Genomic DNA, 1,005 nt, shown 5'->3' on the forward strand with positions numbered 1-1,005 from the left:
TTTATTGAAAAAGGAAAACCAACACAAAATGCATTTATAGAAAGTTTCAATGGTAAACTTAGAGATGAGTGTTTGAATCTACACTACTTTAAAAATCAAAGAGAGTTAACCGATGCTTTGCGAATTTTCCAAAAGGAATACAACGACGAGCGTCTTCACTCTTCATTGAATTACTTGACTCCTTCAGAGTTTAAGCGATCTTATGGTTGAAATGTTTAGAGAAAACTAACTTATCCATTGGTACTGAAAATGGGGGCAGGTCAGCACCAAAAGACCAAAATAGAGAGATTTTCGGAAATATTAATTATACAAATTTTACTTCGCATAACAGCACCTTAACGCTTCGCTTCGGCACAAGGCCTCGCTCGGTCTGCGACACATAGGCTTTCTGTCACTCGTTTGCATCCGCAAACTACGTGCCAGTCCCTAACGTCCCGTTACCGGGACTCAGGGTCAGCCTACGTCGTTAAGGCTAGTTCGTTATACGACATTTCCGAGAAATCCGTAAAAGAACGGGCGTCCATGCCCGTAAGAACGAAAAAAAGTAAGGGAAAGAGATTACTTAATTCTTGACATACATTACCTACACGTTATATTACTCTAAGTGTATGAAATAAAAAGAACCGAAGAGATGGTTCTCTGGCTAAAAGATCTAGATAATGATGCAAAAAAGGATATTTTAGTTTCTATCGAAATTCTTAAAGAGTTTGGGCCTAGACTTGGAAGACCACATGTTGATACCATTACCGGTTCTAAAATTAAAAATTTAAAGGAACTTAGAGTTAATAGCAAAAATAGACCATTTAGGATATTTTTTGTTTTTGATCCTAAGAGAAATGCTATTTTACTCATTGGCGGAAATAAAGCGACTTCTAAGAAATTTTATCCAAACATGATTAAAAAATCTGAAGAATTATACTCTGAATATTTGGGAGATTTGTAATATGATTAAGAAAAAAAAAGAATTAAAAAGTTTTGATACTGATCTTACTAAATTTGTCTCAC

The 1,005-nt window shown here is 35.2% G+C and carries 2 protein-coding genes; both read left to right on the top strand.

Features of this window, described 5'->3' with window-relative positions; all coding sequences use genetic code 11:
* On the top strand, positions 1 to 210 hold a 210-nt coding region (locus tag LEP1GSC202_RS11660), incomplete at its 5' end, for an integrase core domain-containing protein (protein WP_015677957.1).
* 394 nt (positions 211 to 604) lie between these two features.
* Positions 605 to 943 carry a type II toxin-antitoxin system RelE/ParE family toxin gene (locus LEP1GSC202_RS11665; RefSeq protein ID WP_015677956.1) on the top strand — a complete coding sequence of 113 codons (339 nt, stop codon included), beginning with the start codon at positions 605 to 607 and terminating at the stop codon, positions 941 to 943.
* Positions 944 to 1,005 lie beyond the last annotated feature (62 nt).

The sequence above is a fragment of the Leptospira yanagawae serovar Saopaulo str. Sao Paulo = ATCC 700523 genome, assembly GCF_000332475.2.
Classification (GTDB): Bacteria; Spirochaetota; Leptospiria; order Leptospirales; family Leptospiraceae; genus Leptospira_A; species Leptospira_A yanagawae.